We start from the raw sequence: 24,901 nt of genomic DNA, 5'->3' as shown, positions 1-24,901 counted from the left end.
GCGGCCAGGCTCACCAGTGGGGCCCCCGCTTCGCGGGCCTCGCTTTGTCCATCGCCCGCAGCTCGGCGAAGCTCTGCTCGAGCGTACGGCGGCCCAGCGTGTCGAGCATCGCCTGCTCCGCCTCGTCCGCCAGCCCATCGAAGAAGCGTTCGATGTTGGAGCTGACGAGGCAGCGGTGCGGCACATCCGACCGCGCCGACCAGAGCTTCTTGCCGTCCGTCACGCAGCAATAGATGTCGCGCAGGGTGATCTCCCCCGCCGGCCGCCCGAGCCGCACGCCACCGCTCTTGCCCATGAAGGATTCCACGAGCCCCGCGCGCACCAGCGGCACGAGCAGCTTGCGCACGAGGCTCGGGTTGGCGCCCAGCCCCTCGGCCAGCTCCGACGAGGACATCTTCGCCACGCCCTCCCGCTCGGCCAGCACCAGGCCCAGCATCATCTGCAGCGCCGTGGAGAAGCGCAGATCCGTCATGCCCTGAATATAGCGCGCCTGTTTTTTGCAACAATGAGAAGAACACTTCCCGGTCCGAAAGTGCAACTGTCACTATTGCACATAAATAGGGGCATCTGTATCTCTCACGGGAACACTTCAGCCACCGGGAGCCCGCATGTCCCCCCACCCCACCTCGGATCTCCTCCAGACGCCCGTCACGCTCGGCGCGTTGCGACTGCCCAACCGGCTCATCATGTCCCCCCTGACGCGACTGCGAACGGATGAGGAGCTCGCGCCGACGAAGCTCGTCGCGGAGTACTACGCGCAGCGCGCCAGCGCCGGGCTGATCGTCTCGGAGGCGATCGCGGTCGCGCCCTATGGAGAGGGCTACCCGGCGATTCCCGGCCTCTTCACCGCCCGGCAGGCCGAGGCCTGGCGCACCGTCGTGGACGCGGTCCACGCGGAGGGTGGGCGGATCGCCGCCCAGCTCTGGAATGTCGGCCGGGCGCGGTATGCCACGGACGATGTCCAACGGGCCGCGGGCTGGTGGGCGGTGGCCAACCAGCTCAAACCCCACGAGCTCACCCCCACGGAACTGTCCGCCATGGTCGAGGCGTTCGCGCAGGGGGCTCGCACGGCGCGGGCCCTCGGCTTCGACGCCGTCGAGATCCACAACGGCAATGGCTATCTGCTCGACCAGTTCCTCCGCGCGGGCGCCAACCAGCGCACGGATGCCCATGGCGGCTCACTCGAGAACCGGACCCGGCTGGCCCTGGAGCTCGTCGCGGCCGTGAGCGAGGCCATGGGGGCCGATCGCGTGGGCATCCGGCTGTCACCGAGCGCGACGGTGGACGGGGCGCCGGACCCGAGCGGTGAGGAGACCTTCGCCTATCTCCTCGAGAGGCTGGCCCCGCTCGGCCTCGCGTACGTGCATGCCACGCGCACCACCGAGCAGGACCGCAGGCACGGCTCCGGCCCGGGCATCCCGCTCGAGCGCATCCGCGCCCTCTATCCGGGCAAGCTGATCGGCGCCGGCGACTTCACGCGCGAGGACGGCGAGCAGGCCCTGAGCGAGGGGACCGTGGATGCCGTGGCGTATGGGCGGCTCTTCATCGCCAATCCCGACCTGCCCGAGCGCTTCGCCCGGCGCACGTCGCTCAACGTGCCCGACCACGCCACCTTCTACACCCCCGGCCCCGCGGGCTTCACGGACTACCCGCGCCTGGCCTGAGGACGCATGGGCGCGCGAGGCCGCCTGGCCGGTCCACGGACGGGTTTCCATTCCAACCGAAGCCACGACGCTTGTACGCCCGCTGGAAGTGGATGCATGTAGCGTCCATGTCCAACAGCCTCGACTTTCTCGCGGGTGGCGGGGAGATGGGCGCGCTCATGCGCGCCAAGGACTGGTCCCAGACGCCCCTCGGGCCGGTCGAGACCTGGTCTCCCGCGCTGCGCTCGGCGGTGGGCATCTGCCTGGGGTCGCGTTTTCCCATCGTCCTGTACTGGGGCCCCACGCGGGCACTCCTCTACAACGACGCCTGGAGTCCAGTGCCCGGCCAGAAACATCCGTGGGCGCTCGGGCGTCCGGGCGCGGAGGTGTGGGCGGAGATCTGGGACATCATCGGCCCCATGTTCGACCACGTCATGAACACCGGCGAGGCGACATGGTCCGATGACCAGCTCCTGCCGCTGCACCGCTTCGGCTACACGGAGGAGTGCTACTTCTACTACTCCTACAGCCCGGTGCGCGGCGAGGACGGCCGGGTCGAGGGCATCTTCACCGCCGTCACCGAGACCACCTACCGAGTGCTCGCCGAGCGGCGCGAGCGGCTGCTGCGCGAGGTGTCCGAGCGCACCGCCCAGGCCCGCACCGCGGAGGAGGCCTGCGCGTCCGCCATCGACACGCTCGCACGCACTCCTGTCGAGGCCCCCTTCTGTCTCATCTATCTTCATGACGAGCGCTCGCGCCGGGCGCGCCTGGTGGGCCAGGCGAACCTCGAGGCCCGCGCGGACCTGCGCCCGGCCGAGCTCGATCTCTCGGCGCTCCCGGATGGCGCCACGCCCTGGCCGCTGGCCGAGGTGCTGGCCAGCGGCGCGGCGGCGAGCGTCGGGGGCCTGTCCTCGCGCCTCGCCCGGCGGCTGCCGGGCACGCCCTGGCCCGAGCCCGTCGAGGAGGTGCTCGTCACCCCCATCCAGAGCGCCCGGCCGGAGGTGCCCCATGGCTTCCTCGTGACGGGCATCAGTCCGCGGCGGCGGCTGGACGCCGCGTACCGGACGCTGTTCGAGCGCGTGGCGGGCCACATCACCACGGCCATCGCCAACGCCCAGGCCTACGCGCTGGAGCGCCAGCGGGCCGAGCAGCTCGCGGAGATCGACCGCGCCAAGACGGCCTTCTTCTCCAACGCCAGCCACGAGTTCCGCACCCCGCTCACCCTCATGCTCGGGCCCCTGGAGGACATGCTCGCCACGGCGCCGCCCGGGGCCAGCACCCTCCAGGTCGAGCGCGAGGGGCTGGAGCGGGTGCATCGCAATGGCCTGCGCCTGCTCAAGCTGGTCAACACGCTGTTGGACTTCTCGCGGCTGGAGGCGGGCCGGGTGCGCGCGGTGTTCGAGCCGGTGGACCTGGCGGCCTACACCGCCGAGCTGGCGAGCACCTTCCGCTCGGCCATGGAGCGCGCGGGGCTCACCCTCGTGGTGGACTGTCCGCCGCTGCCCGCGCCCGTCTGGGTGGACCGGGACATGTGGGAAAAGGTTGTCCTCAACCTGCTCTCCAACGCCTTCAAGTACACGCTCCGGGGAGAGGTGGCGGTGCGCCTGCGCGCCGTGGACGCCGGGGCGGAGCTGTCCGTGAGCGACACCGGGGTGGGCATCCCCGCCCGGGAGCTGCCGCGCGTCTTCGAGCGCTTCCACCGCATAGAGGGACAGCGGGGACGGAGCCATGAGGGCACGGGCATCGGTCTGGCGCTGGTGCAGGAGCTGGTGCGGCTGCATCACGGCGCGGTGCGCGTGGAGAGCGAGGAGGGCCAGGGATCCACCTTCACCGTCCAGGTGCCTTTCGAGAGTCCCCAGGCCTCGCCCTCCCCCCACCCGGCCTCCGGGGTCCGCCCGCCTCCGTCCAAGCACGCCGCGGCCTACGTCCAGGAGGCGCTCAGCCTGTTGCCCGGCGCCTCCGAGCCCTCCCTGCCGGAAGGAGCACTGGCCGGGGCCGCGCCGGCGGGAAGGGACACGCCCCGGGAGCGGTTGGTGCTGGCGGACGACAACGCGGACATGCGCGCCTACGTGCGGCGCCTGCTCACCGACGCGGGCTACTCGGTGCAGGCCACCGCGGACGGCGTGGAGGCCCTGGCCGCCGTGCGCGCCCACCGCCCGGCGCTCCTCCTGTCGGACGTGATGATGCCCCGGCTGGATGGCTTCGGGCTCATCCAGGCGCTGCGCGGAGATCCATCCACCGCGCAGCTGCCCATCATCCTGCTGAGCGCCCGGGCCGGGGAGGAGTCCTCGGTGGAGGGCCTCGAGGCCGGAGCGGATGACTACCTGGTCAAGCCCTTCAGCGCCCGGGAGCTGCTCGCGCGCGTGGAGGGCGCGCTGCGCCTGGCGCGCCTGCGCCGCGAGACGAACGAGGCCCTGCGCCGCGCCAACGAGAACCTCGAGGCCCGGGTCGAGCAGCGCACGCGCGAGCGCGACCGCATCTGGAACGTGAGCCAGGATCACCTGCTCATCTCCGATACCCAGGGCGTCTGGCTCAGCGTGAATCCCTCGTGGCGGCGCACCCTGGGCTGGCGGGAGGAGGAGCTGGTGGGCCGTACCTCCGAGTGGATGGCGCACCCGGAGGAGTTGGGCAAGGCACGGGAGGAGCTCGCCCGGCTGGCCGCGGGCGTGACCACCGCGCGCTACGAGAGCCGCTTCCGGGATGTGCACGGCGCCTGGCACTGGTTCTCGTGGAAGGCGGTGCCCGACCAGGGGCGCATCTACTGCGTGGCGCGCGACGTGACCGAGGACAAGGCGCGTCAGGCGGAGCTCGAGCAGGCCCAGGAGGCGCTGCGCCAGGGCCAGAAGCTGGAGGCGGTGGGCAAGCTCACCGGCGGCATCGCGCACGACTTCAACAACCTGCTCACCGGGATCAGCGGCGCGCTGGATCTGCTCAAGCTGCGCGTGTCCCGCGGGGAGTACGAGCGGGTGGATCGCTACGTCTCCGCCGCCATCGCCTCGACGCAGCGGGCCTCGGCGCTCACCCAACGGCTGCTGGCCTTCTCGCGTCGCCAGGCGTTGGATCTCAAGTCCGTGGACATGAACGCGCTGGTGAGTGGAATGGAGGAGCTGCTGCGGCGCACGCTCGGCGAGAGCATCACCCTCCGGGTACGCCCCGGCACCGGACTGTGGCGCGTGTACACCGATCCCCACCAGTTGGAGAACGCGCTGCTCAACCTGTGCATCAACGCGCGCGACGCCATGCCCGAGGGCGGCACGCTGACGATCGAGACGTCCAACACGCACCTGGACGAACAGTTCACGCGGCGGGAGGAGGGGCTCGCGCCGGGTGACTACGCCGTCCTGGTGGTGACGGACACGGGGACGGGGATAGCGCCCGAGCTGCGAGAGCGCATCTTCGAGCCCTTCTTCACCACCAAGCCCAGCGGCCAGGGCACGGGGCTGGGCCTGTCGATGATCTACGGCTTCATCAAGCAGTCCGCGGGGCACCTGGGCCTGGAGAGCGAGGTGGGCCGGGGCAGCACCTTCAAGATCCATCTGCCGCGCCACCAGGGAGACACCGGGAGTGACGAGGAAACCCGGGACGAGGCCGCGCGGGGAGCGGGGGAGACGGTGCTCGTCGTCGAGGACGACCCGGCGGTGCGGATGCTCGTCGTCGAGCTGCTCGGGGACCTGGGCTACCGGGCGCTGGAAGCCAGCCGCGCCGAGGAGGGACTGCCCATCCTCCAGTCCTCCCAGCGCATCGATCTGCTGGTGTCGGACATCGGGCTGCCGGGGATGGACGGCCGGCGGATGGCGGAACTGGCGCGCGCACATCGGCCGAAGCTCAAGGTGCTGTTCATCACCGGCTATGCCGCGAAGGCGGCGGTGCGCGGCGAGTTCCTCGCGCCCGGCATGGACATGCTCACCAAGCCCTTCGCCCTGGACGTGCTGGCCAACAAGGTCCGCGAGATGATCCTCGGCCCGGAGTGAGGCGAGGACACCGCCGGGCGCAGGGCCGTCACTCGTGGACGACGCGGGGCGTCACCTTGGCGAGCAGCGCATGCCGGCCGCGGCGCAGCAGGGTCAGCTCCGAGCAGCGCTCGAAGACACGGGCCTGCTCGCCGGTGTTCCGGATGTTGACGTACAGCAGGTAGATGTCCCGGGGGATGCGGTACCAGGACTCGGAGATCCGGGCGAGCACCCGCTCCATCACCTCGTCGCTGAAGGGGTTGAAGAAGAAGCACAGCAGCGGCTCGGCGGGAGGCTCCCACTCGAGCGCGTCCGCCCCCTCCACCCCCAGGGAGAAGCAGCGCTGGGTGGGGCTGCGAAACACGGCGAGGTTGCGCCGGGCCACCTCGTACAAGCCCGGTGCGTACTCCACGCCGACGATGCGGCGGAAGGGATAGGCCGAGGCGAGCAGCAGCGCCTTGCCCTTGCCGGCGCCGTAATCGACGAACGTCAGCTCCCCCACGGGCAGCCCGGTGTCGCGCAGCGCCTCGTGGAAGACATCCGCCCAGATGCCCCGGTAGATGCCATTGCCGTCTCGCGCCTTGTCGGTCGGAACCCCCGCCTCGGTGAGCGAGGACTCGCTCCAGGTGTCCACGCCGAACCGCTCGTCGAACTCCCGCGCCAGGGCCCGCTCATGTTTCAGACGCCGCGCGAAGGAACGCCGCGCCGGAGACAGGCGCCAGGCCAGGGTCTCCACCAGGCGCTCCGCCGCGCTGCGCGAGCCCTCCGTGCGCGCGAGCTCCGCCACCCCAGCCAGCTCCTGATGGAACTGGCGCGCGGCATGAGAAAGCCATTCGGCAATCCGCTGCATCGACACGTGGTGCCTCCCCTCCCCCCCACGCGAGTCCAGAGCCACGGGCCCGCCGGGGACAGCCACCGCGGCCGGAATGGAATCCCAGGACCGGAACATCGCCAAACCCGAGCCGCCCGAACTGTTTGTCCACGAACGAGATGCAGGCATCCTGTCTTCCCCTGCACAGGCTGACCCTCGTCTTCAGGACAGAAGCCAGACGTCCTCCGGCAACGACAGAGCGGCGAGCCGGGCCGCGCGCGCACCCCGGCTCACCGCTCTGCAAAGGCAGCCCGCGCTCACGCCGTCAGGAGCGCAGCGGGTTCACGCTCCGCGGGCATTCCCAATAGGTGTACTCGCACGTGGCGGTCGCGGCATCACACGGCACCCGCATCACCGTGATGAGTTCGCAGGGGTGTTTCGGCGCCAGGGGCGCGGGACGCGCCGGAACCGGAACCAGGAGCGGCAGGACCGACGCCATCGCCAACAGCGCCCCCAGCACGCACAGCTTCATTCGCATGCAGCCTCCTCACCGCCGAGACCCTCCCTCACGCCCATGGCGCTGGGGTTCCGGTTCAGCGGCAAGAAGAGAAACTACCCGAGGGGTCTGACATCCCGCGTCCCTCCCGCCCCGGTGGCTCCTTCCCGTCATCCCCCCCGGCACCGCCACTTGCCCTCCGGATTCCAGGCACTTGCGCGGCGCCATCCCCGCGCGGGCGCGCACACCGTCCCACTCGTCCGGTAGGTGACATCTCCCGCCCGCCAGCGCCCCGGGCCTACGCTCCGCGCAGCAGCGCCAGGGCCCGTTGGAAGTCCTCGGGCAGGGGGGCCTCGACGCTCACCCCTGGCAGGGACAAGCGCAGCGCATGCAGGGCGTGCCGGCCCACCGCGCCCGCTGCCGGGTGGGTGCGCGTCTCGTCGGGGCCATACAGGGCGTCGGCGAGCACCGGGTGGCCCGCCTCGGCCAGCTGCACGCGAATCTGGTGCGTGCGCCCCGTCTCCAGCCGCACCTCCACCAGCGTCGCGCCCCGCAGCCGCTCGCGCACCTCGTACGAGAGCGCCGCCCGCCGCGCTGAGCGCACCTTCGTGGTGAAGCGCCGCGGATCCTTCGGATCCCTCCCGTAGGGCCCCTCGAGCCGCTCGCGCTCGGGCGTCTCCCCGAGCACCAGCGCCCAGTAGCGCTTGTCCACCTGCTTCTCCTGGAAGGCCCGCTCGAGCGCCGCCGCCGACGCGTCCGTGCGCGCCAGCGCGAGGCAGCCGCTGGTGTCCCGATCCAGGCGGTGCACCACGCCGGGCAACGCCTGGCCCTCCACGTCGAAGGGCGGCAGCCGCGCCGCCACCAGCTCCACCACCGAGGGCACATTCCCCCCGGCGGGCTCCACGCTCAACCCCGCCGGCTTGTTCACGACGACCCACGAGGCGTCATCGTGGAGCACCGGCAGCTCGGGTCCCTCGACGAAGCGCCTCGCTGGAGCACGGGGCTCGGGGCGGCTGAGCTCGATCTCCTCCCCGCCCCACAGCTTGCGCGTGGGCTGGCACTTCTTGCCCCGGATGCGCACGTGGCCCTGCTCGATGAGGCCCCGTGCCCGCTCCAACGACAGCCCGGGCACGTGCGCCGAGAGGAACTTGTCGAGCCGCGCACCGGCGGCCTCGCGGGGAACGGTGAGTTTCTGGAGGGACATGGGCCTCAGCGCCTCGCCACCAGCCGCGCCTCGTGGCGCCCCTCCTCCGTCCACGCCTCGGTGTACGAGAGGATCTCCAGGCCCTGGAGCAGTCCGGGCAGCTCCCCGTCCTCCAGGAGGAAGCGGGCCGAGGGATGGGCGTGCCGCGTCAGGTTGCTCCGGGTGGGCTGGGCGAAGACGAGCAGGCCGCCCGGCGCGAGCACCTGGGCGAACGCGGAGAACAGGGGCCGCCAGAGGTAGTTCAAGCAGAGCACGAGCGCGAAGGGGCCCGGCGGCAGGGGCTCCTGTTCGACGTCCAGACGCTGGAGCCCGAGCGAAAGCCCCGCCTCGCGCGCGGAGGCGGCGGCGCGCTCCAGGGCGGTGTCCGAGACATCCACGCACGTGACGTCCAGGCCCCGGCGGGCGAGCCAGAGCGACTCCTGCCCCACGCCTCCCGCCACGTCGAGGGCCCGGCCGGTGCGCGGCAGCCGCTGCTCGAGCGAGCGCAGGAAGGCCGAGGGCTCACGGGCCCCGGCGCCCTCCTGATAGCGCGCGTTCCACCGCTGACGATCGGCCTCGGACATGCTCAGAACAGCGTGTCGGCGAGCTTCGCCCGGGTGTCGCCCGCGAGCGCGGTGAAGCGCAGCAGCCGCTCGCCCCCGCGCCACACCTCGATGGTGCGCGGCAGCATCTCGCCCGTGGCCGCCGAGGAGTAGTCCTGGAAGCGCAGATCCCACTGCGTGCCCTTGGCGTCCTTGTGCAGCAGCCGGGCGGGCCGGAAGTTGTCCTTGAACACCCAGAACTGGGGCTTGCCCTCGCCCTGCGTGCCCAGCACGTACACCACCTCGCCACCGAAGCGGGCCAGCGACGTGGTGCGCGGCTCGATGTCCAGTCCGCGCAGGTACTCCTCGAGCGCCTCGCGGCCCTCCTGCACCGAGCCCCGGCGCTCCGCCAGCAGCGCGCACACCTGCTGCACCGCCTCGGTGAGCGCGGGGATCTCCGTGCCCTCCACGCGCTTGCGGCCCCCGGAAGACACCGAGGCCACCGTGTTGCCCTCGGCCGCCTTCGCCTCGAAGCGGCAGCGATCGGGCACGCGCAGGTACAAAGTGCCGTCCGCCTCCAGCTCCGGGCGATCCGTGGGCAGGCCCAGCGCCCCACCCGCCTCCTTCACCCCGGCGCCATAGAAGTGCACCGAGCCATCCGCCTTGATCGAGGAGAAGGACAGCTCGTGGCGCGCGCCCACCATGCGGCGCATGATGGAGCCGCCGGGCAGCACATAGGCTCCGGCGCTCAGCGCCGTCAGGAGGCCGAGAAGAAGGACGGGCCGCTTCATGGCGAGGGCACGCGTGCGGCGGAGGGGCTGTGTCGTCGCGGATGGGGTGGGCATGGGGGCGGCGAATGTAGTGGTGGCCCTCCCCTCCATCAAGGCAGTAAGGAGGACGGCATGTGGCACCGTCCAACGCTCCTGCTGGCCCTCCTGCTGTCCCTGTCCGCCGCGGCCCAGGAAGACGCCGAGCCGCCCCCCGCCGTCTCCCCTCGGGCCGAGGACCTGAGAAACCTGACGAGCGCGCGCTCGCTGGGCATGGGAGGGGCCTGGCGGGCCCTGGGCCTGGGGGGAGACGCGGGCACGGGCAACCCGGCCGCCGTCGCCGCCTTCCGCACCTACCGCGCCGAGCTGACGGGTGGCTGGGACTGGGTGGGCAAGGATGCCTTCGGCTCGGTCTCCGTCGCCGACGCCACCAATCCGCTCGCCGGCGGAGTGACCCAGCAGCTCATCACGCTCGGCAAGGGCAGCGAGCGCGCCACCGCCCACCTCAACACCGTCGCCCTGGCGCTGCCCCTGGGCGAGGCCCTCATGCTGGGCGTCGCCTCGCGCTACCTCGTCATGCGCGGCGCCCGCCAGGCCAATGCCTTCACGGGTGACGCCGGCCTGCTGCTGCGCCTGGGGCTCTTCTCCCTGGGCGTGTCGGCGCACAACCTCATCGACACGAAGAACCCCGAGCTCACCCGCTACTACTCGGCCCACGCCGCGGTGCTCGCCGGCATGCTCACGCTCGCGGCCGATGCGCGCGCGGACTTCACGACGAACGCGCGCACCACGTTCACCTACAGCGGCGGCCTGGAGTACGTCCTCGGGGAGAACTTCCCCATCCGCGCGGGCTACACGTGGAACGGCTTCACCCGCTCCTCGGAGTTGGGCGTGGGCCTCGGCCTGATGACCCCCGGAGGCGGCTTCGACGTGGCCTATCACCAGGACTTCGGCGGCGAGCGCGGACGGAGCGTGGCCCTCACCTTCAAGGTCCAGGTGCACTAGCCCCGGCCCACCGCGAGGGAGCGAGCGACATCGCGACAAGAATCAACGACTTCTGGCCAAACAGCCGGCGGCCACCCGGGTTGTCTTGGCGAGAAGTGAAGGCTCATGCATCTTCGCGCCATGCACGTCGTGGCCATCGTCGCGCTGGACGGAGTCGTCCCGTTTGATCTGTCGATCCCCACGGGGGTGTTCCAACATGTGCGGCTTCCTGGAGGCCGGGCGGGTTACGAGGTCCGGGTCTGTGGGGTGACCCCCGAGGTGAACGCCGGAGTCTTCACCCTGCGAACCCACTCGGGCCTGGAGGAGCTGGCGCGAGCGGACACCGTCATCCTTCCCGGCATCGCGGACGTGAGCGCCCCGATGCCGGAGGAGCTCCTCCGGGCGGTTCGCGCGGCGGCGGCCTCGGGGACACGCGTGGCCTCCATCTGCTCCGGGGCCTTCCTGCTCGCGGCGACCGGGCTGCTCGATGGACGGCGAGCCACGACCCATTGGCGGGTGACGGACGAGCTGGCGCGCCGCCATCCGGAGATCCAGGTCGACCCGGATGTCTTGTATGTCGATGAGGGGCAATTCTTGACGTCGGCGGGCGCCGCGGCGGGGCTCGATCTCTGTCTGCACATGGTGCGGCTCGACCACGGCGCCGCGGTGGCGGCGGATGCGGCCCGGCTCTCGGTGATGCCGCTCGAGCGCGACGGAGGACAGTCGCAGTTCATCCTGCACGCCCCGCCCGCCCCGGATGGCTCGTCGCTCGAGCCGCTGCTGCGCTGGCTCGACGAGAACCTCCACGAGCCGCTCACGCTCGAGGACATCGCGCGTCACGCGGCCCTGAGCGTGCGCACGCTCAACCGCCGCTTCCGCGAACAGATGGGCACCACCCCCCTGCAGTGGATCCTCCGCGCCCGCGTGCGCCGCGCGCAGCAACTGCTCGAGACGACGGGACACTCCGTGGAGGCCATCGCGGAGCGGGTCGGCTTCGGCTCGGCGACCGCCTTCCGTGAGCACTTCCAGCGCTTCGTCACCACGAGCCCCCAGGCCTACCGCCGCGCGTTCCGCTCCGCCCCTCCCGCCAGCCACTGAGCCAGGAAGGAGGAGGGACGGGCCTCGGGCGACGTGTGGCGTCCCTGGTGCCTCCGCCTCGGGCAAACCTCACGAGGTTCCACGGCGTCTTCGCTCCAGGCGCCAAACTGCGGCCATTTCTGGTCCCTCAAGCAGGTGAGGAGGGTGCGAGCGTGGCACCCCAGGCAGCGGTCAGCAAGCAACCGCTGAAGGAGAGGAGGCCGCGAGTGGACTGGGCGGGGTTGCTCAGGAGGACGTTCGACTTCGACATGTTCGTCTGCGTGGGTTGATGTTCTTGATCGTCAGGGCGCCGCGTTTGCCGTCAGCCCCCGCCTTGAGGCAGATGCGGCTGCCCGGGGGGACGTTCGTGGCATCGAAGGCCTGGACCGTGGGTTCAATGTCGAACGTGTTGAGGACGGCTTGCCCGCCGAGGGCCTCCTCCCCTTTCCTGGCGAAGTCCTCGTGCTCGCCGCCGCACCCGGCCCAGAGCCACCCCAGGCACGCAACCGCGGCGGCCGCGCGCACCCCTCCCCACAAAGACGAAGTCTTCATGCCATCCCCCTCCGCTCACTGACTGTCAGTGAAGCCCGCCGCCAATCTGATGCCCTGCCCCACCGGTGCCAATCCCCTGATCAGAGCAAGCAGGCTTCTATTCCCGGGGCCGCGCGACGAGCGGCCCGTGCCAGCACCGCCGGCAGCCCCATGCTTCGCTTCCAGAAACCGCCACAACAGACGAGACTGCCTTCATGGATGACGACGCCGGCCGTGGCCGGACGGTCCTTCAGCTCGAGCAGCTCAACGCGTTGCTCGAAGCGAAGGTCCAAAGCCAGGGGCAGCTGCTCGCCGAGACGCAGGAGCGCCTGCGCACCCTCTTCGAGAACGCGCCGCTGAGCATCCAGCTGATCGATGTCTCGGGCCGGACGCTGCAGGTCAACGCGGCCTGGCGCGAGCTCTGGCGCATCCCGCCGGACGTGGTCGAGAACTTCGTCCTCCGCGACTACAACGTCCTGACGGACCCCCAGCTCGAGAAGCACGGCCTCCTCCCCTGCTTCCACTGGGCCCTGCGAGGCGAGAACAGCCGCATCCCGGCCATCCGCTACGACGCGGCCGAGCCCCAGCTCGCAGGCCGTGCGCGGTGGGTCGAGGGGAACCTCTATCCCGTGAAGGACGCGGCCGGCGAAGTCCGCCAACTGGTCCTCATCCACGAGGACGTCACCGAGCGGCGAGAGGCGCAGGAGCTCATCCTCCGCAAGAGCGCGGAGTTCGAGGCCGTCTACCAGCACCTCCCGGAGCCGGTCATCATGACGTCGCCCGAGCGCATCATCGTGCTCGTGAACCCGGCGGCGAACGCGCTCTTCGGCTATGCGCCGGCTGAGCTCATCGGACGGCCCGCGTCCATCCTCGAGGCCGAGGGGGCGGAGCCGGAGCACGCGCCTGGAGCGGAGGCTCGCGAGGTGAGCTACCGCCACCGCAGCGGTGAGCTCATCCTCACGAGCACCCTGTCCTCGGTGGTGCGCTCGGCCGACGGAGATATTTTCGGGTACGTCGCCATCGTGCGCGACATCCGGGAGCAGCGGCGGGAGGAGGAGATGCGCCGGTTCATCTCCGACGCAGGAGACGTCCTGGCCTCGTCGCTGGACCCTCGCGAGACGCTCTCCGCGCTGGCACGGCTCGCGGTGCCCACGCTTGGAGACTGGTGCCTCGTCGACCTGCTGGAGGACGACGGCTCGGTCCGCCGTGCGGAGGTCGTCATCGCGGACCCGCGGCACGAGCCCGTCAAGGCGAAGGTCGCCCGCTTCGCCATCCGCAGGGACCGTCCGGAGAACCCTCCGGCCCGGGCGCTCTTCGAGGCGAGGCCCCTGCTCATCCCGGTCCTCGAGCGCGAGAAGCTCGGGCAGATCGCCCTCAGTGACGAGCACGCCCAGGTCATCCTCGAGGCGGAGGTGCACTCGATGATCTGCGTGCCGATCGTGGCGCGCGGCAGGGTGCTCGGGGTCCTGTCCCTGCTCCTCGCCACCTCCCGGCGCAGCTACACGGAGCGGGACTTCTCCTACGCGAAGCAGCTGGCCGGGAAGGCCGCGCAGGCCGTGGAGAACTCGCGGCTCTATGAGCGGGCCACCGAGGCGATCTCCGCTCGCGACGAGTTCCTCAGCATCTGCTCCCACGAGCTCAAGACGCCGCTCACCTCGCTGAAGCTTCAGCTCGAGCTGGCAGGCCGCTCGTTGCAGAAGCCGGCCTCGGCGGGGCTCCCCACCGAGGCGTTGAACACCCGCCTCGGGGTGGCCGCTCGCCAGCTGCGGCGCGTGGAGCGGCTCATCGACGACATGCTCGACGTGTCACGGCTTGCCACCGGGATGCTGACCATGGACATGGCGCCCCTGTCAGTCCGCGAGCTGGTGACCGAGACGGCGCATCAGGCGGGCGAAGTCTTCCGGGCCGCAGGCGTCGCCCTCACGGTGGAGGTCTCCGAGGAGGCCTGGGTCCACGGGGACAGGGCCCGGCTGGCGCAGGTGCTCGACAACCTGCTCGCCAACGCCCTGAAGTACGGCGAGGGCAAGCCCGTGCGCATCGACGTGGGCCGGCGCGGAGACCGGGTGGAGCTCTCGGTCAGCGACCAGGGCCCTGGGATTGCGCCAGGAGATCTGCAGCGCATCTTCCAGCGCTTCGAACGGGCCGTGGCCAGCCGGAGCATCACCGGGCTCGGCCTCGGCTTGCATATCAGCCGGCAGATTGCCGAGCGCCACGGCGGGACGCTCGATGTGGAGAGCGAGCTCGGCGCCGGGGCGCGGTTCACGCTGCGCCTACCGGTGGCAGCCGGGGGCCGCTGACGCCACGCTCGCGGCCGGTGGCGTCCCCCCCTGCTCCAGCTCATCAACGCGCGAACCCTGGGCACGTGTTGCTTCGCGCGATGGACGACCATTGCCGGGGGCCGAGTTTCCGTCCGCCAGGGGGCCTGCTAGGCCTGTCGCTGGATGGCCCCTGCGAAGATCGAGCTCATGTAGCGCGCCAGCTTCTCGCGGCTGAAGTGGATGCCGCTCTGGCTCAGGAACAGCCGCAGCTCATTGCCCAGCGCTCCAGCGGATGGATAGCGCTGACTGCGCTCGGCAGCCAGCGCCCTGAGCACGATGGCATCCAGTTCCGGAGGCACCTGCGGGTTGTATTGGGAGGGAGGCCTCATCGGAGACGTCTCCATCTGCTGCCGCACGTCGAAGTGGTCGTTGCTGTCGAAGAGCCGCCGGCCGGTGAGCAGCTCGTAGAGACACACTCCCGTGGAGTACACATCCGAGCGTCGGTCCAAGGGCAGCCCGCGGAGCAGCTCCGGGCTGGTGTAGCCAAACTTCCCCTTGAGGATCCCCGGCGAGGTCTTCGTGGCGCTCCAGGCGGACTTGACGAGCCCGAAGTCGATGACCTTGACGTGGCCCTCATACGAGATGAGCACCTCCTCGAGAGAGAGCCCACGGTGGACGATGTTCAGCTCTCGCCCTTGGGCATCCTGCTTGTGGTGGGCGAACTCCAACCCATCGCACAGCTGAGCGATGCAGTGGCAGACCACGGGCAGGGGCGTGCTCTCGCCCAGCTTCGCGAATCGCTCGAAGAGAGCGCGCAGGGGCTGGCCAGCGATGTATTCCAGGGCCATGAAGTACCGGTCGCCAATTAACCCAAGTTCGTAGAGCTGGACGATGTTGGTGTGCGAGAGCTGGATCTGGACCTTCGCCTCGTCGATGAACATGCCGACGGCATCTTCATCGCCCACCAGGTTCGGCAGCAGGAGCTTGAGGGCCACGGGCCGCTCCTGCCCGTCCTTCATCCGGATGCCCCCTCGCCACACCTCGCTCGTGCTTCCGATGGCGATGCGCTCAAACAGGAGAAATTTGCCGCAGGGGATGGGCTCGCGTCGTGGAGGAATCGCCATGCGTCGAGCGTATTCCAACTCCTCCCAGCCCTGCAGCACGGCCGGCACCCGGAGGCGGTAGGCGTCAGTTCCGTTGCTTGAACGTGGGAAGAGGACCGCCATTCTCCGGGCGCTGCCTGGACGGCGCAGATGGTGGCTGTGCCGGATCCGCTTCATGACTCCGCTGGCTTACCAGGATGCACGGGACAGCTCCGAGGGCCGCCAGGATGAGCATCCAGATCCAGAAGGTCGACCCCATCGAGCCATCCTCCTTCGCAGGCTTCGGAGCGGGAGCCGCCACAGGCGTGCGAGCCGCGGCCCTGGAAGCCACCGCGTCGTAACGGGGGACCGCCGGGGTTTGTGCCCCAACGGGGTACATTCCGGGGAGGGGCGCTACGGCGACGTAAGGACCGACTGGCACTGGCGCGGGGGCGATGCGCACGGGCTCGGGCCGCGGAGGTGGCGCCGGCGGCGGAGGCTCAGCGGCGGCCTGCTCGAGGGCCGCCAGGTCCTGGCTCACATCGGAGACCAACGAGAGGAGGCTGGCGAAGCCCTTGGAAGGCGGGGCGTTGGGTGCACTCGGATCATTCTGCATGGCGTCAATCGTTCAGCAGGTCCGACATGAGGACCGGGAACTTCGTCTCGAGCAGATTGCGGATGGCGATATCAAGAACCTGGGTGTTGTCCACCGACAGGTAGGGCAGCACGGCATAGGCCGAGTAGTCCTGCTTGTGTCGAAGCAACAGGTTGCCATTGGAGGACTCGACGTGGATCTGGCCCCAGGCTCCCCGAACGCGCGTGCGATCCCCCTCGTACTGATGACGGGTGAACTCGATGCCGTGGTCCTCCACGATGGCGTCTCCGAATGAGAGCCGCTTTCCCTGCCCCAGCGCGGTGATCAGCTCGAGGAGCAGCCGGTTGCCGACCGCGCGCCACAGCTTCTTCGTGATGGCCGAAGAGAGCACATGGTTGTCGGTGACAATCGTGGCGAAGGAGGCCTCGTTTCCGAAGGCGATGGTGAACGTGCTCTCGCCCGTCGCCCCATTGGTCACGCCCCCCCACCGGACGCGGGTGATGGACTCCAGCGGCCAGCGGATCCCATTCCATTCGATGCCCGCGCTCGACATCTTGAAGGGCTGAGGGAAGGGCATGCCCACCTGGGTCTCGTAGGAGATGTCGCGCTCCCACTCCTGCTTGGCGGCGTCCCGCTTCTGGGTGATTTCCTCCAGGGCCTCAGCGTCGGTCTTCGTTACCTCGGCCACCCGGGGCACCTCCCGGAAGGCGACCTGAAGGAGGTTCGTAAGGTACGTGGACTCCTCGATCAGCCCGTGCTGGTTAAAGAGATCCACCGCGAGGCTGCGCACCGGGCTCGCCACCCGGTGGCTCAGGTCGTGGTCTACCCCCCGGCTCAGCGCGCTGAGCTGGATGGGCTGCGCCACCCCGTCCCAGTTGGTCACCACCTCCTCGAGGCGGGAGAGCAGGCTCTTGATGCGCGGGAGTGGGCGCTTCTGCTCCAGGCCTCGGCGCACCGCCTCCACGAGCAGCTCCACGTTGCGAGCCTCCGCGTCCAGGAAGCGCTGTGCCTCCACTTCGTAGGTGTTGACCAGGTCATCGATCAGGGCGGGGGCGTTGAGGGTGCCGAACGAGGTGCCCTGCACCACCACCAGGGTGACGATCCCCACCAACGCTCGAGGGGGCAGCTCGTCCAGCGCGTTCTTGATGGCCGTGCGGTAGTGCTTGCGCCGCTCGGCCAGCGCCTCCTCCACCGCGCTCGTCTCGAGCACCTCCGGAAAGCCAGAGAGGGCACGCTCTGTGTTGATGAGCGCGCGGATCTTCTCGGCATGGAACATGTCCATCAGCGCCGCCAGCTCCAGGATGCCCAGGTGGAGCGAGTCACTCGTGCGCGCACCTCCAAGCCCGTTCAGGGCGGAGGCCAGCATGTTGGCCTTGGCCAGGGCATGCTCCCCCGGCACCCAGGTGAGCTCTGAAGGCGTGCGCTGAATGCGCTCCATGAGCTCGGCCACACGGACCGGCTCCAGCCCCGGCAGCCACGCCACCTCGGCGACGAGCCGGTTGCGCGGGTGCGTCAGGTCCGCTCGCGCCTGGGCGCACACGGCCGGATCCACCGACAAGCTGCGCTCCTCCGCCAGCTCCACGATGCGCCGCCGATCATCTCGCGGGGAGGCCCCGAGGATGTGGAAGGGATTCTCGAGGAGGTTCATGCATCACCTGCCAAAGCCAATCCTCCGGCTCTCCTTGCCTGCGCCCTCGCGAGGAGGCAGGGAGTTCAGCGCCGTGATGAGGCTTGCCCGGTCCACGATCTGCCGCCCGGCTCGGGCCGTGAGCCTCGCGCCCTCGCGCACCACGAAGGCCGCATCCGACAGCGGCCGGCCCGTCAGGGCCTCCACCAGCGGCGTCATGTCCATGTCCTTCTCGCAAGGAAGCGGGGAGAGCAGCTTGATCAGCAGGCCCCGTACCTCCTGTGCGGTGGGCATGTCCACGGCGATGACGTGGTCGAACCGTCCGCGGCGCAGCAGCGCCGGATCAATCGTCTCGATCCGGTTCGTCATCCCGATGACGAGAATGTTGTTGGCGATGGCCTCGGGGATGCGCCGGAGGAACTCGGCCACCTCCTCCACGTGGTGCAGTCCCTGGCTGCCCGAGAGCTGCCGGTCCGAGAGGAAGGCATCCATCTCGTCGATGACGATGACCGCGGGGCTGGAGCGCAGGGCCTCATCGAAGACGCGGGCGATCTTCCGGCCCGTCTCGTGGATGTAGGGGCTGCCAATGGACGAGGAGTCAATGGAGAAGCTGGGCCAGCCCAGGTGATCAATCAGCTTGCTCACCGCGAACGTCTTCCCGCAGCCGGGCGGCCCGTGCAGGGCGATGGCCGCCGGGAAGTCGATGCCCAGCGCCTTGTAGCGGCTGGCGTTCTCGATGATGTCGATGACGTGCTCGCTGAAGAAGGCCTCCAGCTTCTCGCGGCCCGGCAGCTCGAAGCGCCGGGACTTGGAGGAGCCCGAGTCCGCCGGTTCCGTGTTGGAGACGCTCAGGCCCGCTGCCTCGACGATGGCTTTGAGCTCGTCCATCCCCAGGCCTCGGGTGAGGGAGGACAGCCGCCGCAGCGATTGAGCGGACACCCGCACGCCGCCCGACAGCCACATGCCGAGCACCAGGTCATCCGGCATCCCGATACCCGCCGACAGCACGGGCAGCAGCCGGGAGAACCGCTCCACATAGACGGCGCCCTGCAGGTTGGAGGTGGCGTCCCGCCGGCGCGTCTCGCGCAAGGCGACGGCGAAGGCCAGCGCCTCGCTGGCATCCCGCAGCCGGGGGCTCGCATCCACGGGAGCCAGCAGGTGCCGCGTCTCGCTGGTCAACGCCATGAAGGAGTCCTCGCCGAAGCGAATGGAGGACAGGGCCACGGGCTCCAGCAGCCCACGCTCCACCCAGGAGCGAGCCAGCTCCTCTCGAGCCACCAGCACCCGGCCCGCGGGGGCCGTCTCGTAGAGCTGCCAGTCCTGCCCCTCGGCCAGCGACGCGCGGAGGTTCAGCCCGTCCGGGAGCGCGAAGCCGAGCGGCAACCAGGGATCCAGCACCATTGTTCAGCTCCTGAGGATGTTGGTCACGTCGAACATCTGCTCCTCGCCAGCCGAGGCGAACCGGATGCCGGCCAGCTCCTGCACCACCGCGCGCAGCTTCTCCAGGTCGCCGGCCTGCATGGCCTGGTTCCCGGCCACCATGAGCGCCTTGTAGCGCGCCTTGTCCGCGTAGGCGTACGGCGTGCTGGCGGCGTACTTGAAGCGCTCCACCACGAACCAGTCCTGCCTCCAGAGCACCTCGAAGAAGCGCCCGCGCAGGTCCGACAGCAGGCTCTCGAAGTCCTTCTCGTCCTTGTCGATGGAGCGCTGGGCCGTGCGGAAGAGGGCCTCGATGGTGATCACCTCGGAGGGCCGGGCGTGCTTGCGGAGGGCCCGCTCGAGGAAGGCCCTGGCCTCGTCCAGGTCCAGCTGGCGGATGGTCTTCAGGTGGTTCCTGCGGATCTGCGCCAGCAGGCGGCGCGCCTCCAGCACCTCATCCAGCGCCTGCTTGGTGGACTCGGGATCCCGCTCCTCGGGCCGGATGGAGACGGCGCTCTCCACCTTCTGCCGCGCCTCCTCGAGCCGGGGATCCCGCACCTTGGTGGAGATCTCCTCGATGCGCCCCCGGGTGCGCTGGCCCTCCTCGGCCACCTGGGTGGCGGCGGCGCTGAAGTCAATCTGCCCGGCCTGGCGCGAGTAGAAGTTGTGGCCGGACTGGAAGGCCCCGCCAATCGAGCTGACGGAGACCTCGAAGCTGACGGCGCCCGAGTCGGAGACTTCGTACTCGAAGACGAGGTCCGCGCCGGCGGCGATCACCCCTTCCTCGAAGTCCGTGCCGGCGAGCTTCAGCATGCCGATGAAGCGGTTGTCGGAGAGGGGGTCCTCGATCTCGCCCTCCCACAGCTTGAAGTTGAGCGAGCCCGTGGAGCCGGCCCGCAGGGACTCGGCGGCCTTGTAGATGCGCTTGCCGCGCTTGGGCAGCGAGTCCCCGGCGCGCACCAGCCAGTCGAGCGTGGCCCGGCCGCCGATGCGCTCCAACGTCTCGATGCCCACGGAGTGGGAGGCGGGGATGGCATCCACGGTGGCGGCGGCCCGGGTGATGACGATGCGATTCTGCTCCAGCTTGATGGGCCCACCGCTGGGATCGAAGACGAAGACCTTGAAGGCATTGTCTCCGCTCTTGGCCAGCGGCACGTCCACGGAGGCGCCATCCTTGAGGGGCAGGCGCCCGGAGCTCCAGCCGGACTCGAGGCAGTCCACCTGAAAGGCGGTGCCGGGCAGGACTGCCGAGGCGAGCTTGAGGGCCACCTTGGCCTTCACGTCGGGCGTCCGGGCCACGTAGTGGATGGTGACCTGCATGGGCCCGCTGGCGGAGACGGAGCCGCGCGAGCTCTTGCGGCCCCGGCTGGCGGAGTTCCAGTCGATGGACTCGGCAAAGAGCGCGGCGCCCTCGGTCACCGCCGTCATGGGATTGACCTCCGTGCTGCCGGTGATGCCGAGCTCGCCCATCACCTTGTCCCTCAGCGGCTTGTAGTGGGTGGGGCCTCCCACGAAGACGATGCGCTCCACGTCCTTCGGGGTCAGCCCCGCCTTCTGCAGCGCCTCGCGCGCGGCCTGGATGGAGCTCAGCACCCGCGCCTCGATGAGCTTGTCGAACACCTCGCGCTGCAGCGGGATGTCCAGGTAGAGCTCGTTGTCGGACTGGTCCCTGGCGCGCGCGGTGACTTCATCCAGGGCGATCTTCGCCTCGGTGCGCGCGGAGAGCTCGATCTTGGCCTTCTCGGCGGCCCAGGCCGCGGCGCGCATGAAGGCCAGGTACTTCGAGTCACTGGCGAAGCCGGGCGCCAGATTGAAGTGCTGCAGCAGCCAGGGCTTCACCACCTCGTCCACCAGCAGCCGGTCGAAGTCCCGTCCGCCACACATGGCGATGCCACCGTGGGCCAGCAAGTTGACGCGGCCCGCGATGCTCTCGGCCACGGCGATGTCCAGCGTGCCGCCGCCCAGGTCATAGACGACGAAGACGCCATCGCTCTTGCGAGCGCGCATCACGGCCATGATGGCCGCGACGGGCTCCTGCATGAGGGCCACCTTGCCGATGCCCGCCATCTCCGCGGCCTGCAGGGTGGCATCCTTCTGCATCTGGTTGAACGCCGCGGGCACGGTGATGACGGTGCCGGTGTCCGCGTGGTTGCGCACCTCCTCGGGCAGGTAGCCGAAGAGCACCTTGAGCACCTCGGCCGAGCACTCCTCGGGAGTGAGCGTGAGGTTGACGGCCTTGAGGTGCACGGGAGTGCTGGTGCCCATCAGCCGCTTGAAGAGCATGGCCGCGTTGTCGGGACTCTGCGGCGCGGAGTTGTACGCCTTCTGGCCGACGTGCTTGTTGCCTCGCTTGTCGATGTAGATGACGGACGGCGTGACATCCGTCTGCTCGGGGCTCTTCCACAGGCGAAGCGAGTCCCCGTCGAATGAGCAGATGGCGCTGTTGGTGGTTCCCAGATCGATACCGACGAAGCTTTTCATGACTGCACCTTGCGAAGCAGAACGGTTCCGGAGCGGAGCAGGCCCGCGGGGCTCATGATGATGGGCTCCAGCATCTGGTCGATGTAGAGGGTGTCCTCGGGACCAAAGTCGGCCGCATTGATCGCGGTGGCGGCGATGCCTGGATCGAACGGCTGGCCTTCGATGTTGACGACGCGCAGGCCCGCGGACTGGAGGTTCTCCTCCAACTTCTTGAGGTACCAGCGTAACTGGCTCTCGTAGCGGCCCTGCTCCCCCGCATCGAGCTTCGAGACGACTCGGGCGAAGAGGCGCGCGAAGCGCCAGGACTCCACCGCGATGTCAATGAGCGACTGTCGCTCGGGACCTTCCCCCCCCGTACTGTGCATGTGCCTCCCCTGGTGTTGCCCGCAGCCTCTCTCTGCGAGCGCTCTTACAGCATGAGCCCTCCGCATCATGAGTCATTCGGGAGAAAGAGAACACTCACTGGCCGGCGCCGAGGCGGTGAGGGGGTGTCCTCACGGGAAGGGATGAAGAATCCTAGGAAAATCAGGGAGTTCGTGCATCGGGCGAGCCCTCCGTTGAAGTCCTTGATGTCACCTCACGAGAAAACCCGGGCCAGCTGCACCTTTACCCCCGTTGGGGAAGGCTGGGGCGCCTCCACCACCGGCTGAGGCGCTTCCACCGCCGGCTTGGGAGCCTTCAACGTGGGCACCAGGGCCTCGGTCAGCTTCGCCAGCTCCCACACGCGCAGGTGACGGATGCGCACGTGAAGCCGCCGGCCGTGAACCTCCGCGGAGCATGGGAAGGACAGGAGCCGTGTCTCCATAGATCTGCGGTACGAACACGCATGCGCATCGCAGTGACGGGCACGCACTGGGTGGGAAAGTCGACGCTCCTTGAAGAGCTGGGGGAACGGCTCACGGAGTATCGGGTCGTCGACGAGCCGTACCACCTGCTCGAAGAGGAGTGGCTTGCCCGGGTGCGTGCCACCCTTCAGACCCTGGACCTCGTGGTCTTCGTGCCCATCGAGGAGCGCGATCGCATCCAGCTCCCCGCCCACGAAGAGCCCAGGCTGAGGGCGGAGGTGGACGAGAAGCTGGCGTGGATGCTGCTCGACGACCCCTTTGAGCTGGGAGTGGAAGTTCTCCCCGTCCACGGCTCGAGGACCGCGCGGGTCACGCAGGTCCTCGAGCGCCTGGGGCGGAGCGTCGCGCCCTGAGGGCGAGAGGGGCTCAGTTCCAGCGGAAGAGCTGGTGCGACCCGCCGGAGCACCACGACTGGCTCAGGCCCTGGCCCGGCGCTAGCGTGTGCCCTGGCGAGGTGTGGCTGGGGAGGGGCAGGTGGGGTCAGGAAGGAGCCGAAGAAGAAGCGGATGCCGGGAGTGGACTCTCGCGAAGCTGCTGCGCAGAACGTTCGCCTTGGATGTCTTCACCTGTGACGGGTGTGGAGGCAGGCGCCGGGTGTTGGCGTACCTGACGGCACCCAACGCAGTACGCCCCATTCTGGAGCACCTGTCACTGCCCACGCGGCCTGCTTGCGCTGGCCGCAGCGCAGGGGCCACCCCAGCACGCGTGGTGTTGAGCCTCGAGCCGTCACGGTGCCAAAGACGCCCACGCCCCTGCTGCCTTCCCCTGGGAAGGCCTCTGGGCCGGCGTGTGCCCCATGGGGCTGCACCGCGTCTCCACCGGCCCGGCGCACAGCCCTCGTGGCACCCGTCCGCAGCCCTCCTCGACCCCTCGGCTCCAGCCCTCTCCCTCAACACCGCCCCCATCCCTCCTATACGCCCTGGGTGTAGCGTTCAAGCCGAGGCACCGGCTGGTGCTCTCAGACGCCCCCGCCAGTCAGAAGGCAGGCAGCAGCCGCGGAACGCGGAGCGCGCGTCAGACTCCAGGTGCTGAGTGTCGACTGCATGTGCTGCCTCCGGGGAGGCCCTGACGGCCCCGGGGCCGTCAGGGCCTGGGGGCAGGGAACACCTCCAGCGTGCCCGGCCGGGAGCGCAGCGGGAAGGGGACTTGTGGGGTGGGTGAAGCTGTCGGGCCGTGGGCTTGAGGAGAGGCCCTCACTGAGCGCGCGCGGCGCCCAGGAAGGCCAGCACGTTGAGCGGCGGAGAGGGAGCGGCGGGCGGGGCGTAGCCAGCCACGACACTGGCCACGTGGGCGGCCACCTGGCGCGAGCGCCAGTGCGGCGGCCAAGGGCGCCGGGCGTGCACCTGGGCGAGCAGCTGCCCCTGGTGCACGGCGCGCAGCCAACGCATCGGCGTGCGCCAGCGCCCGGCTTCACTCGCGCCGGTGTGCCCCCAGGGGTTGACCAGGCGGCGCACTGCTTCCATCCCCAACCCCACCAGCCCCCAGAGCGCCAGGGCCCACGCCATGGCCGCCACCGAGTACAGCCGCCGCCACGTCACCTCCCAGGGCACCACCGTGCATGTGCCCCCGCACACCCGGCAGCGGTAGCGCCGCACCTGTACCTCTCGCACTTGCGCCTGCTGTCCGGGGCTCGCGGGGCCTCGCACCTGCCGACTGCGCGTGCCATGCCCGGCGCAAGCCCAGGCGAGCCTCGGGGGAGAGCTGTGCCTCCTGGGCCTGGCGCTCCACGGCGTACAGCTTCCGCACGAGCGCGAGCACCGTGCCGCCGCGAGCGTCTCCGGCCACATGAGCGCGCTCGAAGCCCCGGCGCGCGTGCATCCAACAGCCCACTTCAACGCGTGGAGAGGTGGTGTTACCGCGCAGGCTGGATAGGGGAAAACAGCCCGAAATCGGACTGGCTAGATGATGGGAAGGGGGTGTGTGTCGTGGGGCGCTCCATCACCCAGCAGGTCCGGGTCAGTGCCTGACGAGCGAGGTAGGAGGAGGAGAGGAGGGCGGAGCAGAAACGGCATGGAGCCGGCCCCGAAGGCCCGGTGAGGGAGGGGAAGACAGACAGGGTCAGGCATGAGCCGGGGCCCCGGGCTCCGTCTCGACGCGATGGAGAAGCAGACAGCAGCACGGCGGCAACTGGTGCGCAGCCAGATGGGAGTGGACAGGTGGCACAAGGCCCCGCCGAGCGTGGAGGCGGTGCGGCCTGGGCGCTGTCCAGGGTGTGGAGCGGCCAGCCAGCCGGTGGGCAAGGGCATAGTGTTGCAGGGGTGCACAGCCGTCCCGTCTACGAGGAACTCTTCGGCTTGCTCACGCAGTGGACCCCCCACGTGCCCGCCAAGACGCCCCTGGGCAAGGCCATTGCCTACGCGCTCCAACCGCTACGTCCCCCTGGGCCGCTTCCTCGAGGAGGGACGCCTGCCCTTGGACAATGGGGAGGTGGAGCGCCTCATCCGTCTCATTGTCCTGGGCCGCAACGCCTACTTCCGCGACGTCCTGCCCAAGCTCGGGGGCACTCTCTTCCCCGCCTCCCGCCTCGCGGAGCTCCTCCCCGAGTCGTGGGCCCAGCAGCAGGCTCAGCAGCGATAGGCTTGTCGACGCGTCGTCCATCTCTCGCCCACC

The 24,901-nt window shown here is 69.8% G+C and carries 21 protein-coding genes and 1 pseudogene; 7 read left to right on the top strand and 15 right to left on the bottom strand.

Annotated features, from left to right (window positions below):
- Nucleotides 1-10 precede the first annotated feature (10 nt).
- On the bottom strand, nt 11-472 hold the full coding sequence (locus tag F0U63_RS10190; RefSeq protein WP_395845698.1) for an Rrf2 family transcriptional regulator: 462 nt from the start codon (nt 470-472) through the stop codon (nt 11-13).
- 136 nt (nt 473-608) lie between these two features.
- Here F0U63_RS10190 and F0U63_RS10185 point away from each other — a divergent pair, with 136 nt between their 5' ends.
- Together F0U63_RS10185 and F0U63_RS10180 are read left to right on the top strand one after the other, a co-directional pair.
- Nucleotides 609-1,664 (top strand): alkene reductase, encoded by a 1,056-nt coding sequence (locus F0U63_RS10185; RefSeq protein ID WP_395845697.1) that lies wholly within the window; start codon nt 609-611, stop codon nt 1,662-1,664.
- 107 nt (nt 1,665-1,771) lie between these two features.
- Complete coding sequence (locus F0U63_RS10180; RefSeq protein WP_395845696.1) at nt 1,772-5,614, top strand: ATP-binding protein; 3,843 nt, start codon at nt 1,772-1,774, stop codon at nt 5,612-5,614.
- Nucleotides 5,615-5,642: 28 nt separating this feature from the next.
- Here F0U63_RS10180 and F0U63_RS10175 read toward each other — a convergent pair whose 3' ends face one another.
- The 5 genes from F0U63_RS10175 to F0U63_RS10155 all read right to left on the bottom strand — a co-directional run bounded on the left by F0U63_RS10175 (nt 5,643) and on the right by F0U63_RS10155 (nt 9,416).
- Nucleotides 5,643-6,449: a hypothetical protein gene (locus tag F0U63_RS10175; RefSeq protein ID WP_395845695.1), complete on the bottom strand. Its 807-nt coding sequence runs from the start codon at nt 6,447-6,449 to the stop codon at nt 5,643-5,645.
- A 280-nt stretch (nt 6,450-6,729) separates the two neighbouring features.
- The gene (locus F0U63_RS10170; RefSeq protein ID WP_395845694.1) at nt 6,730-6,942 is read right to left on the bottom strand and encodes a hypothetical protein; all 213 of its coding nucleotides are present in this window, start codon (nt 6,940-6,942) and stop codon (nt 6,730-6,732) included.
- Between the two features lie 256 nt (nt 6,943-7,198).
- Complete coding sequence (locus F0U63_RS10165) at nt 7,199-8,104, bottom strand: RluA family pseudouridine synthase (protein WP_395845693.1); 906 nt, start codon at nt 8,102-8,104, stop codon at nt 7,199-7,201.
- A gap of 5 nt (nt 8,105-8,109) precedes the next feature.
- Nucleotides 8,110-8,667 (bottom strand): class I SAM-dependent methyltransferase, encoded by a 558-nt coding sequence (locus F0U63_RS10160; protein WP_395845692.1) that lies wholly within the window; start codon nt 8,665-8,667, stop codon nt 8,110-8,112.
- Nucleotides 8,668-8,669: 2 nt separating this feature from the next.
- Nucleotides 8,670-9,416, bottom strand: coding sequence for a hypothetical protein (locus F0U63_RS10155; RefSeq protein ID WP_395845691.1), 747 nt, complete (start codon nt 9,414-9,416; stop codon nt 8,670-8,672).
- Nucleotides 9,417-9,527: 111 nt separating this feature from the next.
- Here F0U63_RS10155 and F0U63_RS10150 point away from each other — a divergent pair, with 111 nt between their 5' ends.
- Together F0U63_RS10150 and F0U63_RS10145 are read left to right on the top strand one after the other, a co-directional pair.
- Nucleotides 9,528-10,397 carry a hypothetical protein gene (locus F0U63_RS10150; protein ID WP_395845690.1) on the top strand — a complete coding sequence of 290 codons (870 nt, stop codon included), beginning with the start codon at nt 9,528-9,530 and terminating at the stop codon, nt 10,395-10,397.
- Between the two features lie 105 nt (nt 10,398-10,502).
- Entirely contained in the window at nt 10,503-11,474 is a 972-nt protein-coding gene (locus tag F0U63_RS10145; protein ID WP_395845689.1) for a GlxA family transcriptional regulator, read from the top strand.
- A gap of 225 nt (nt 11,475-11,699) precedes the next feature.
- Here the strand turns inward: F0U63_RS10145 and F0U63_RS10140 are convergent, their stop codons facing one another.
- On the bottom strand, nt 11,700-12,005 hold the full coding sequence (locus tag F0U63_RS10140) for a hypothetical protein (protein ID WP_395845688.1): 306 nt from the start codon (nt 12,003-12,005) through the stop codon (nt 11,700-11,702).
- A gap of 194 nt (nt 12,006-12,199) precedes the next feature.
- Between F0U63_RS10140 and F0U63_RS10135 the strand changes: the two genes are divergently transcribed.
- The gene (locus F0U63_RS10135) at nt 12,200-14,281 is read left to right on the top strand and encodes an ATP-binding protein (protein WP_395845687.1); all 2,082 of its coding nucleotides are present in this window, start codon (nt 12,200-12,202) and stop codon (nt 14,279-14,281) included.
- A 128-nt stretch (nt 14,282-14,409) separates the two neighbouring features.
- Here the strand turns inward: F0U63_RS10135 and F0U63_RS10130 are convergent, their stop codons facing one another.
- The 6 genes from F0U63_RS10130 to F0U63_RS10105 all read right to left on the bottom strand — a co-directional run bounded on the left by F0U63_RS10130 (nt 14,410) and on the right by F0U63_RS10105 (nt 22,191).
- Nucleotides 14,410-15,522, bottom strand: a complete 1,113-nt coding sequence (locus F0U63_RS10130) for a serine/threonine protein kinase (RefSeq protein ID WP_395845686.1) — start codon at nt 15,520-15,522, stop codon at nt 14,410-14,412.
- Nucleotides 15,523-15,944: 422 nt separating this feature from the next.
- On the bottom strand, nt 15,945-17,567 hold the full coding sequence (locus tag F0U63_RS10125) for a hypothetical protein (RefSeq protein WP_395845685.1): 1,623 nt from the start codon (nt 17,565-17,567) through the stop codon (nt 15,945-15,947).
- A 3-nt stretch (nt 17,568-17,570) separates the two neighbouring features.
- Nucleotides 17,571-18,947: an ATP-binding protein gene (locus F0U63_RS10120; RefSeq protein ID WP_395845684.1), complete on the bottom strand. Its 1,377-nt coding sequence runs from the start codon at nt 18,945-18,947 to the stop codon at nt 17,571-17,573.
- A gap of 3 nt (nt 18,948-18,950) precedes the next feature.
- Nucleotides 18,951-21,446 (bottom strand): Hsp70 family protein, encoded by a 2,496-nt coding sequence (locus F0U63_RS10115; protein ID WP_395845683.1) that lies wholly within the window; start codon nt 21,444-21,446, stop codon nt 18,951-18,953.
- Nucleotides 21,443-21,811 (bottom strand): hypothetical protein, encoded by a 369-nt coding sequence (locus tag F0U63_RS10110; RefSeq protein WP_395845682.1) that lies wholly within the window; start codon nt 21,809-21,811, stop codon nt 21,443-21,445. The genes F0U63_RS10115 and F0U63_RS10110 overlap by 4 nt, the downstream gene beginning before the upstream one ends.
- 212 nt (nt 21,812-22,023) lie before the next feature.
- Nucleotides 22,024-22,191, bottom strand: a complete 168-nt coding sequence (locus tag F0U63_RS10105) for a hypothetical protein (protein ID WP_395845681.1) — start codon at nt 22,189-22,191, stop codon at nt 22,024-22,026.
- A gap of 81 nt (nt 22,192-22,272) precedes the next feature.
- Here F0U63_RS10105 and F0U63_RS10100 point away from each other — a divergent pair, with 81 nt between their 5' ends.
- Nucleotides 22,273-22,644 (top strand): hypothetical protein, encoded by a 372-nt coding sequence (locus F0U63_RS10100; RefSeq protein WP_395845680.1) that lies wholly within the window; start codon nt 22,273-22,275, stop codon nt 22,642-22,644.
- 840 nt (nt 22,645-23,484) lie between these two features.
- On the opposite strand, the gene F0U63_RS10095 is transcribed toward F0U63_RS10100, so the two are convergent.
- The gene (locus F0U63_RS10095; RefSeq protein WP_395848559.1) at nt 23,485-23,901 is read right to left on the bottom strand and encodes a hypothetical protein; all 417 of its coding nucleotides are present in this window, start codon (nt 23,899-23,901) and stop codon (nt 23,485-23,487) included.
- Nucleotides 23,902-23,968: 67 nt separating this feature from the next.
- A pseudogene (locus tag F0U63_RS10090) lies at nt 23,969-24,121 on the bottom strand (transposase); the annotation flags it as partial.
- A 519-nt stretch (nt 24,122-24,640) separates the two neighbouring features.
- Between F0U63_RS10090 and F0U63_RS10085 the strand changes: the two are divergent.
- Nucleotides 24,641-24,868: a transposase gene (locus F0U63_RS10085; RefSeq protein WP_395845679.1), complete on the top strand. Its 228-nt coding sequence runs from the start codon at nt 24,641-24,643 to the stop codon at nt 24,866-24,868.
- The last annotated feature ends 33 nt before the right edge of the window (nt 24,869-24,901 follow it).

The sequence above is a fragment of the Cystobacter fuscus genome (assembly GCF_044360685.1).
In the GTDB taxonomy this organism is placed as follows: domain Bacteria; phylum Myxococcota; class Myxococcia; order Myxococcales; family Myxococcaceae; genus Cystobacter; species Cystobacter fuscus_C.
Note: the sequence above shows the minus strand (reverse complement) of the source record. Positions and strands in the feature narration are given on the sequence as shown.

Bases quoted from the DNA above. Each gene is read 5' to 3' on its own strand.
- F0U63_RS10190 (WP_395845698.1), bottom strand. From the start codon at position 472: ATGACGGATCTGCGCTTCTCCACGGCGCTGCAGATGATGCTGGGCCTG.
- F0U63_RS10185 (WP_395845697.1), top strand. From the start codon at position 609: ATGTCCCCCCACCCCACCTCGGATCTCCTCCAGACGCCCGTCACGCTC.
- F0U63_RS10180 (WP_395845696.1), top strand. From the start codon at position 1,772: ATGTCCAACAGCCTCGACTTTCTCGCGGGTGGCGGGGAGATGGGCGCG.
- F0U63_RS10170 (WP_395845694.1), bottom strand. From the start codon at position 6,942: ATGCGAATGAAGCTGTGCGTGCTGGGGGCGCTGTTGGCGATGGCGTCG.
- F0U63_RS10165 (WP_395845693.1), bottom strand. From the start codon at position 8,104: ATGTCCCTCCAGAAACTCACCGTTCCCCGCGAGGCCGCCGGTGCGCGG.
- F0U63_RS10160 (WP_395845692.1), bottom strand. From the start codon at position 8,667: ATGTCCGAGGCCGATCGTCAGCGGTGGAACGCGCGCTATCAGGAGGGC.
- F0U63_RS10155 (WP_395845691.1), bottom strand. From the start codon at position 9,416: ATGAAGCGGCCCGTCCTTCTTCTCGGCCTCCTGACGGCGCTGAGCGCC.
- F0U63_RS10150 (WP_395845690.1), top strand. From the start codon at position 9,528: ATGTGGCACCGTCCAACGCTCCTGCTGGCCCTCCTGCTGTCCCTGTCC.
- F0U63_RS10145 (WP_395845689.1), top strand. From the start codon at position 10,503: ATGCATCTTCGCGCCATGCACGTCGTGGCCATCGTCGCGCTGGACGGA.
- F0U63_RS10140 (WP_395845688.1), bottom strand. From the start codon at position 12,005: ATGAAGACTTCGTCTTTGTGGGGAGGGGTGCGCGCGGCCGCCGCGGTT.
- F0U63_RS10135 (WP_395845687.1), top strand. From the start codon at position 12,200: ATGGATGACGACGCCGGCCGTGGCCGGACGGTCCTTCAGCTCGAGCAG.
- F0U63_RS10130 (WP_395845686.1), bottom strand. From the start codon at position 15,522: ATGAAGCGGATCCGGCACAGCCACCATCTGCGCCGTCCAGGCAGCGCC.
- F0U63_RS10125 (WP_395845685.1), bottom strand. From the start codon at position 17,567: ATGAACCTCCTCGAGAATCCCTTCCACATCCTCGGGGCCTCCCCGCGA.
- F0U63_RS10120 (WP_395845684.1), bottom strand. From the start codon at position 18,947: ATGGTGCTGGATCCCTGGTTGCCGCTCGGCTTCGCGCTCCCGGACGGG.
- F0U63_RS10115 (WP_395845683.1), bottom strand. From the start codon at position 21,446: ATGAAAAGCTTCGTCGGTATCGATCTGGGAACCACCAACAGCGCCATC.
- F0U63_RS10110 (WP_395845682.1), bottom strand. From the start codon at position 21,811: ATGCACAGTACGGGGGGGGAAGGTCCCGAGCGACAGTCGCTCATTGAC.
- F0U63_RS10100 (WP_395845680.1), top strand. From the start codon at position 22,273: ATGCGCATCGCAGTGACGGGCACGCACTGGGTGGGAAAGTCGACGCTC.